Here is a 5,655-nt window from a genome sequence, read left to right on the forward strand (position 1 = left end):
GGTTTCGGGTCGAGGTCGAGGGCATCGAGAACATCACGGACAACGGTGGCGCGCTGATCGTCGACAACCACGCCGGCACCGTGCCGCTCGACGGGCTGATGCTGCAGCTGGCCATCCACGACAAGCATCCGAACCGGCGCGCGCTACGGCTGCTGGCCGCCGACCTGATCTTCGAGCTGCCGATGCTGGGCGCGCTGGCCCGCAAGGCCGGGCACACGCTGGCCTGCCACCCCGATGCCGAGCGCCTGCTGCGCTCCGGGCAGATCGCCGGCGTGTTCCCCGAGGGCTTCAAGGGCGTCGGCAAGAACTACGCCGACCGCTACAAGCTGCAGCGCTTCGGCCGCGGCGGGTTCGTCTCGGCGGCCGTGCGCACCGGTGTGCCGATCATCCCGTGCTCGATTGTCGGCTCCGAGGAGATCTACCCGAAGCTGGCCGACATCAAGCCGCTGGCCCGCCTGCTCGGCCTGCCCTACTTCCCGGTGACCCCGCTGTTCCCGCACCTGGGCCCGCTGGGCGCGATCCCGCTGCCGTCGAAGTGGTACATCGAGTTCGGCGAGCCGATCGCCACCTCGGCCTACGAGCCGGAAGAGGCCGACGACCCGATGACGATGTTCGAGGTCACCGACCAGGTCAGGGAAACGATCCAGCAGACCCTCTACAAACTGCTGGCCAAGCGCCGCAATACCGTGCTGGGCTAGGACGCAACCCGCTGATCACGCGAGAACATGGGTAACTCCCCAACCACCTTCCAGCTGCCCCATGCCTGACGCGAGCCCGAGAACAGACTGCCGAGCTCCCGGACGGCACACAAAATTCCCGGGGAGGCGGGTCAGTCTGCTCGCTTGCGGGTGATCGCTGCCGCGACGGCACCGCCTGCCGCGCCGAGTGCGAGCGCGGTGGGGACGCCGATCTTGGCGGCCTTGCGGCCGGTGCGGAAGTCGCGGATCTCCCAGCCCCGGTTCTTGGCGACCTCGCGCAGATCCGAGTCGGGGTTGATCGCGACCGCGGTGCCGACCAGCGACAGCATGGGCACGTCGTTGTGGCTGTCGGAGTAGGCCGTGCAGCGCTTGAGGTTGAGGCCCTCGCGGATGGCCAGGGTGCGCACCGCGTGCGCCTTGCCGAGGCCGTGCAGGATGTCGCCGACCAGCCTGCCGGTGAACTTGCCGTCGACGCTCTCGGCGACCGTGCCAAGGGCGCCGGTCAGTCCGAGGCGCTTGGCGATGACGTTGGCCAGCTCCACCGGCGTCGCGGTCACCAGCCAGACCTGCTGGCCCGCGTCGAGGTGCATCTGGGCGAGCGCGCGGGTGCCTGGCCAGATCTTGTCGGCGATGATCTCGTCGTAGATCTCCTCGCCGAGCGCGGCGAGTTCGGCGGTCGGGCGGCCCGCGATGAAGCTGAGCGCCTTCTCCCGGCCCGAGGCCATGTCGGAGGAGTTCTCCTTGCCGGTGACCCGGAACTTCACCTGCTTCCAGGCGACATCGACCAGGTCGGAGGTCTTGAAGTATTTGCGGGCGGCGAGCCCGCGGGCGAAGTGCACGATCGAGGCGCCCTGCACCAGGGTGTTGTCGACGTCGAAGAACGCCGCCGCCGTGAGATCGCGCGGTACCTCAGGGCCCGCGTCGTCGCCCTGTTCGGCGAGCTCGGCATCGTGCAGGGTGAGCGCGGCGTCGGCACTGGCCTCACCGGCCAGGTTGGCGCGCAGCTCCTCCTCGCTCGGCCCGAACGGGCTGCGCGGCAGCCGCGCGAACTGTTCCTGCAGTTCCTGGCCGAGGCGGCTTGGCTGCCACCGCGCAGGGAACTCCCCGAATCGCCCTGCGACGAATCCGGCCCTAGCCACCTTCGAACGTTCCGGCACCAGTACCCTCCGCTAGTCGCGCGAACCATGTCCACAGTAACCGGATTCACCGACAACCCGTGGCGGGCCCGGGGATTAAATAGAGCTCATGACTAATCCCACACCCACCGTGACCCTGTTGACGCGCGCCGGTTGCGGCCTGTGCGGCATCGCACTGGCGCAATTGGAGACGATCTGTGGTGATTTCGGTCTCCCGGTGCACACCGTAGACGTCGACGAAGCCGCCGTCAGCAACCCTGGACTGCGTGCCGAATACGGCGATCGGCTGCCCGTGGTCCTGTTGGACGGCCGTGAACACAGCTATTTCGACGTCGACGAGCCACGTTTGCGGGCCGACTTGAGCCGTTTCGCTGGTCGCGGCGGAAAATGAGGCCAATTTCACCGACTTTGTGAACGCCTGCACAAGCGGTTACGGTGGTGGCACGCAATCCGCACCGCCGCACCGAGCAGCGGCGGTGGCCGGGTTTGTACCGCCCCCCATGGCACCGGTCGCTCACTAGCGACGCAGCGACCCACAACCGGTGAACGAACGACAGGAACCGGACCGCGATCAGGCCCGGCACGAGGAGCCGACGACGTGACAGAGCAGCATGAGACGCCAGGTGGCGTCTCCGGCAAGGCTCTTCAGAGGGATATCCCCCAGGCCACGGTGACTCGTCTTGCTACTTATCTCCGGGTTCTCGCCGGGTTGGCCGACGAGGGTGTAGCCATCGTATCGAGTGAGGAACTCGCTGTCGCGGCGGGTGTCAATTCGGCCAAGCTGCGCAAGGATCTTTCCTTCCTCGGACCCAACGGCGTGCGGGGTGTCGGCTATGACGTAGTCAAGTTGCGCACCAGGATCGAAGATGTGCTCGGTCTGTCCCAGGGACATCGGGTGGTGCTGATCGGTGCGGGCAATCTGGGCCGCGCCCTGGTCGGCTACGGCGGTTTCGGGGTACGTGGCTTCACCGTGGTCGGGATCTTCGACAACGACCCCGCGGTGATCGGCCAGGCGTACGCCGGTCTCGTCGTGCGCGATATCGAGCAGCTCACCGAGCAGATTCCGGCGCTCGCGCCGACCATCGCGGTGCTCGCCGTGCCGGACGAGGCCGCCCAGGACGTGTGCGACCGGCTCGTCGCCGCCGGGCTCCCGTCGATCCTGAGTTTCGCCCCGTGTGCCCTGCGCGCGCCCGCCCATGTGGAGGTTCGCCGCGTCGACCTGGCGATGGAGCTGCAGATGCTCTCCTTCGACGCCGCCCGCAACGACGCGCCCGCCCTGCCCGAGGTGGCCCAGGCCGGGTCCGGCCGGATCGCGCGCCGGGTGCCGACGCAGAACCATCCCGCCCTCACGCACCCCGCGCCGGTCGAACCGGCGCGCGGCAGGCCGCAGCGCCGCACCGCGCCGCACTCGGCCACCCCGCATTCGGCAACGGAGCCAAGCACCAAGGGATCGGTGATCACGCCATGAGCGAGCGCCAGCGAGCGAATCAGCAGTTCAGCGCGCGAACGCGCATGACGGAGCCGAGCGCCAGCGAGGTGCAGTCATGAGCGTTCTTCTCGTCGGAATTTCTCATCGGAGTGCCCCGGTCTCGGTGCTCGAGAAGGTCGCCATCAGTGAGGCCGACCGCCCGAAGCTGGTCGACCGGCTGCTCGAGTCGACCCATGTGTCCGAGGCGATGATCGTCTCCACCTGCAACCGCGTCGAGGTCTACGCCGTGGTCGACGCCTTCCATGGCGGGCTCGGCGAGGTCAGCGAACTGCTCACCAAGCATTCCGGGTTGCCGCTCGGCGATCTGACCAGGCACGCCTACGTGCGCTACAGCGAGGCCGCGGCCGAGCACCTGTTCGCGGTCGCCAGCGGCCTGGACTCGATGGTCGTCGGCGAGCAGCAGGTGCTCAGCCAGATCCGCAGCGCCTACGCCAGCGCCGACGGCCAGCAGGCGGTCGGGCGCACCCTGCACGAGCTGGCCCAGCACGCGCTGCGGGTCGGCAAACGAGTGCATTCGGAGACCGGGATCGACAGGGCCGGCGCCTCGGTGGTGTCGGTGGCGCTGGACCGGGCGCGCGGCATCGTCGGCGATCTAGCGGGCCGCACCGCGGTGGTGCTCGGCGCCGGTGCGATGGGTGGGCTGGCCGTCGCGCATCTGTCGCGGGCCGGGATCGGCCGGATCGTCGTCGTCAACCGCACCCTCGACCGCGCGCAGCGCCTGGCCGAGACCGGTCGCAGCATGCACGGCGTCGACGCCGAGGCCGTCGAGATGTCGCGCCTCACCGAGGCGATGGCGGCCGCGGACGTCGTCATCACCTGTACCGGCGCGGTCGGTGCGGTCGTGACGCTGGCCGACACCCACCGCGCGCTCGCGGACCGGGCCCGCACCGACGCCGCCGAACATCCGCTGGTCTTCTGCGACCTCGGTCTGCCCCGCGATGTGGAGCACGCCGTGGCGGGTCTGCCCGGCGTCGCCGTCATCGACATCGAATCGCTGCAGCGCGATCCGGCCGCGGGCGCCGCGGCCGACGACACCGCCGCTGCGCGTCAGATCGTCGCCGACGAACTCGCGAAATATCTTGCCGGGCAACGCATGGCGGAGGTCACCCCCACGGTGGCCGCATTGCGTCAGCGCGCCGCCGAGGTGGTGGAGGCCGAACTGCTCCGCCTGGATTCGCGGCTACCCGACTTGGCCGATCCGGCTCGCGACGAGGTGGCGCGCACCGTGCGCCGCGTCGTCGACAAGCTGCTGCACGCGCCGACGGTGCGCGTCAAGCAGCTGGCATCGACGCCGGGTGGCGACAGCTACGCCGAGGCGTTGCGTGAGCTGTTCGAACTGAAACCCGGTGCGGTGCAAGCGGTTGCCGCTCCCATGGAGGTCGCTGCGGGCGAGTCCGCGCTGGCCGACGACTTCACCGCAGGACACCTCGGCGATGGGCAGGACTCATGATCACCACAGTGCAGGAAGAGGACACCGTGACCGCAGGCAGCAGCAGTGCGCCGTGGCGGATCGGCACGCGCGGCAGCCTGCTCGCGCTGACACAGGCGGGCACCATCCGTGACGCGCTGATCGCGGCGGGTCAGCCCGCCGAACTGGTCGTGATCAAGACGCCCGGTGATCTGTCGTCGGATCCGGTCCAGAAGATCGGCGTCGGCGTGTTCACCTCGGCGCTGCGCGACGAGCTCGCCGCGGGCAGCATCGACATCGCGGTGCACTCCTACAAGGACCTCCCCACCGCGCAGGATCCGCGCTTCACCATCGCCGCCATCCCGCCCCGGGAGGACCCGCGCGACGCGCTGGTCGCCCGCGACGGACTGGTCCTCGGTGAACTGCCCGCCGGTGCCAAGGTCGGCACCTCGGCGCCGCGGCGCGCCGCCCAGCTGCGGGCGCTCGGCCTCGGCCTCGACATCGTCCCGCTGCGCGGCAACATCGACTCCCGGTTGCGCAAGGTGAGCGAGGGCGAACTCGACGCCATCGTCATCGCCCGCGCCGGTCTGTCCAGGATCGGGCGGACCGACGCGATCACCGAATCGCTCGAGCCGGTGCAGATGCTGTCCGCTCCCTCGCAGGGCGCCCTCGCGGTGGAATGCCGCAGTGACGACCCGCAGCTGATCGAGATCCTCGCCGGTCTGGACGACGCGCCGACCAGGGCCGCCGTGCTGGCCGAGCGTTCGCTGCTCGGTGAGCTCGAGGCGGGCTGCACCGCGCCGATCGGCGCCCGCGCCGAGGGCGGCGCGTCGATTGGCGCTGGCCGCCGCCGGGGGGGGTTAAACAAACCCCCGCCCCCCCCCCCGGGGGGGGGGGGGGGGGGGGGGGGGTGGGTGTGGGTGT

6 protein-coding genes are annotated in these 5,655 nt (G+C 69.9%); 5 read left to right on the forward strand and 1 reads right to left on the reverse strand.

Annotation, left to right across the window (positions count from 1 at the left end; translation table 11 throughout):
• The coding region (locus ACFWPJ_RS22980; RefSeq protein ID WP_378854449.1) for a lysophospholipid acyltransferase family protein at positions 1-698 on the forward strand (698 nt) is incomplete at its 5' end.
• A gap of 131 nt (positions 699-829) precedes the next feature.
• Here the strand turns inward: ACFWPJ_RS22980 and ACFWPJ_RS22985 are convergent.
• Positions 830-1,837 (reverse strand): HAD family hydrolase, encoded by a 1,008-nt coding sequence (locus ACFWPJ_RS22985; protein ID WP_378854450.1) that lies wholly within the window; start codon positions 1,835-1,837, stop codon positions 830-832.
• A gap of 106 nt (positions 1,838-1,943) precedes the next feature.
• Here ACFWPJ_RS22985 and ACFWPJ_RS22990 point away from each other — a divergent pair, with 106 nt between their 5' ends.
• From ACFWPJ_RS22990 to hemC, 4 genes are all read left to right on the forward strand, one after another.
• Positions 1,944-2,225, forward strand: coding sequence for a glutaredoxin family protein (locus ACFWPJ_RS22990; protein WP_378854451.1), 282 nt, complete (start codon positions 1,944-1,946; stop codon positions 2,223-2,225).
• Between the two features lie 207 nt (positions 2,226-2,432).
• The gene (locus tag ACFWPJ_RS22995; RefSeq protein WP_378854452.1) at positions 2,433-3,302 is read left to right on the forward strand and encodes a redox-sensing transcriptional repressor Rex; all 870 of its coding nucleotides are present in this window, start codon (positions 2,433-2,435) and stop codon (positions 3,300-3,302) included.
• Between the two features lie 76 nt (positions 3,303-3,378).
• Positions 3,379-4,773 (forward strand): glutamyl-tRNA reductase, encoded by a 1,395-nt coding sequence (locus ACFWPJ_RS23000; RefSeq protein WP_378854453.1) that lies wholly within the window; start codon positions 3,379-3,381, stop codon positions 4,771-4,773.
• On the forward strand, positions 4,770-5,655 hold an 886-nt coding region (hemC, locus tag ACFWPJ_RS23005), incomplete at its 3' end, for a hydroxymethylbilane synthase (protein WP_378854454.1). The genes ACFWPJ_RS23000 and hemC, both read left to right, overlap by 4 nt.

The organism is Nocardia sp. NPDC058497, from assembly GCF_042720195.1.
Lineage (GTDB): Bacteria > Actinomycetota > Actinomycetes > Mycobacteriales > Mycobacteriaceae > Nocardia.

Coding starts and splice junctions, on each gene's coding strand:
- ACFWPJ_RS22990 (WP_378854451.1), top strand. CDS start 1,944: ATGACTAATCCCACACCCACCGTGACCCTGTTGACGCGCGCCGGTTGC.
- ACFWPJ_RS23000 (WP_378854453.1), top strand. CDS start 3,379: ATGAGCGTTCTTCTCGTCGGAATTTCTCATCGGAGTGCCCCGGTCTCG.